2 protein-coding genes and 2 pseudogenes are annotated in these 1,929 nt (G+C 61.9%); 2 read left to right on the plus strand and 2 right to left on the minus strand.

Annotated elements, in window-relative coordinates; translation table 11 throughout:
- Positions 1-199 precede the first annotated feature (199 nt).
- Together DM816_RS41715 and DM816_RS41720 are read left to right on the plus strand one after the other, a co-directional pair.
- The gene (locus DM816_RS41715; protein WP_117215920.1) at positions 200-949 is read left to right on the plus strand and encodes an IS630 family transposase; all 750 of its coding nucleotides are present in this window, start codon (positions 200-202) and stop codon (positions 947-949) included.
- A 35-nt stretch (positions 950-984) separates the two neighbouring features.
- Positions 985-1,269, plus strand: a complete 285-nt coding sequence (locus DM816_RS41720) for a transposase (RefSeq protein ID WP_342768810.1) — start codon at positions 985-987, stop codon at positions 1,267-1,269.
- A gap of 100 nt (positions 1,270-1,369) precedes the next feature.
- Here DM816_RS41720 and DM816_RS41725 read toward each other — a convergent pair.
- A pseudogene (locus tag DM816_RS41725) lies at positions 1,370-1,780 on the minus strand (AfsR/SARP family transcriptional regulator); the annotation flags it as partial.
- Between the two features lie 21 nt (positions 1,781-1,801).
- Positions 1,802-1,929: pseudogene (locus DM816_RS45085) on the minus strand (IS630 family transposase); the annotation flags it as partial.

The raw sequence follows: 1,929 nt of genomic DNA on the forward strand, positions 1-1,929 counted from the left end.
GCTGGACACAGGTCGCTTCTTCGATGCCACAACATCCAGTGTGGCTTCACGCAGCGTCGTGGTGGTGGTCATCACGGCACCTTTCCCGCCGAGTCCTCACTCAGCGTGTCGGTGCCGGAAACACCGTTCGTTACACAGTCTCGAGACGGCACACTAGTACTTCATCGCGTAAATAACAGTGATGTAGTTAGATGCTGGCATGCGGTTGCCGGTGTTGGTGGTGAGTGATGCTGATCGTGTGGTGTTGGAGTCGACGGCCCGGTCGCGTACCGCCGCGGCGCGGGATGTTCAGCGGGCGCGGATTGTGTTGCTGGCTGCGCAGGGCTTGTCGAACCGGGCGATCGGGGTTGCGGTGGGATTGCACTACAACCAGGTAGCGGTGTGGCGCGACCGTTACGAACACGAGGGATTGGCCGGTTTGGTGGACACCGAGCGTCCAGGACGCCCGGCGGTGTATGACGCCGACGATGTGATCCTGTTGGTGAAGACCGCGACCGAGACCCCGCCCGCTCCAGCCACTCGGTGGACGATGGATGCGTTGGCCCGGCGGCTAAACGAACACGGGGTGGCGATCTCGACGTCGCAGGTGTGGCGGATCTGCCAGGATCTGGACTTGAAGCCGTGGCGGGTCAGGATGTGGATGACCAGCCACGACCCCGACTTCTGGGTCAACGCTGCCGACGTGTGCGGCCTGTACATCGACCCACCCGTCAACGCGGTGGTGTGGTCGGTGGATGAGAAGACCGGTGTACAGGCCAAGTCACGGGTGAACCCGACCAAGCCGGCGCAGCCGCGCACCCTGTACCGCCGAGGGCGGGGTAACCGGCGTGAGTTCGAATACCGCCGGTACGGCACCGCAGTGCTGTACGCCGGTTTGGACGTCCATGACGGTCAGGTGACCGGCTGGGTCACCGACTCCCCCCGGGCTGAAGCTTCATCGCCTTCCTGACCGATCTGGTCGAAGCCACCCCGCCCGGGCTGGACCTGCATTGCATCGTGGACAACCTGTCCGCCCACGGCACCGCCGCCGTCACCGAATTCCTCGACCGACACCGAAATGTGTTCCTGCACCGCACGCCCACCCACGCATCGTGGCTGAACCAAGTCGAGCTCTTCTTCTCGATCCTGCAGCGACGTCTGCTGTGCTACGGCGAGTACGAGTCCGTCGACGACCTCGCCACCAAAGTCATCACGTTCATCAATGACTTCAACGAACGTGCCAAGCCGTTCCGGTGGGCCTACGACGGGCGGCCACTCAAATCCGCCTAACCGACGTCACAGAAACTTACGCAAACGATGTACTAGTACCAGTGCATGACTGCCGAAGCTTGGACGAACCCATTCAACACCCGGGCCGGCTCAACTCCCATTAGCTTCTGAGGATCTGCTGGTTGAGCATCTGCAGTTCTTGGCTCGGCTCGATACCGAGGTCTCTCACCATCGGATTTCGGAACTTGCGGTACTCGGCGAGTGCGTCGACCCTGCGGGCGCTGCGAAACAGACCCAGTATCAGCCGATACTGCAATCCTTCGGTGTAGGGGTATTCGGTTGCTGCCGTCTTGAGCACCTCAATGGTTTGCACATGCCGTCCGAGCCGAAACTCGATGTCCGCGAACTGCTCGACCACCTCGATGCGGAGCTCTTCCAGTCGCCGGCCATACTGTGCGACGAAGTCACAGTTGACCACATCGGCGAACGGTGCCCCTCGCCAGAGGGCCAGCGCGGCGCGGAAAAGCACGCTCGCATGAGGCAAGTCGTTGATGTCCGCCGCGTCGGCCGCTCGTCTTGCTAGTGTGCCGTCTCAGTTTTGGGGAGACAGTTGATTTAGGGTGACACGTCCGCGGCGGACTTTGGCCAGGATGTCTTCGGCGGTGGCGGTCCAAATCAAGGGTTTCGGGTCGTTGTTGTAGGCGGTCAGGTACGCCTCGA

Origin of the sequence: Allorhizocola rhizosphaerae (assembly GCF_003426775.1) — a bacterium.
Lineage (GTDB): Bacteria > Actinomycetota > Actinomycetes > Mycobacteriales > Micromonosporaceae > Allorhizocola > Allorhizocola rhizosphaerae.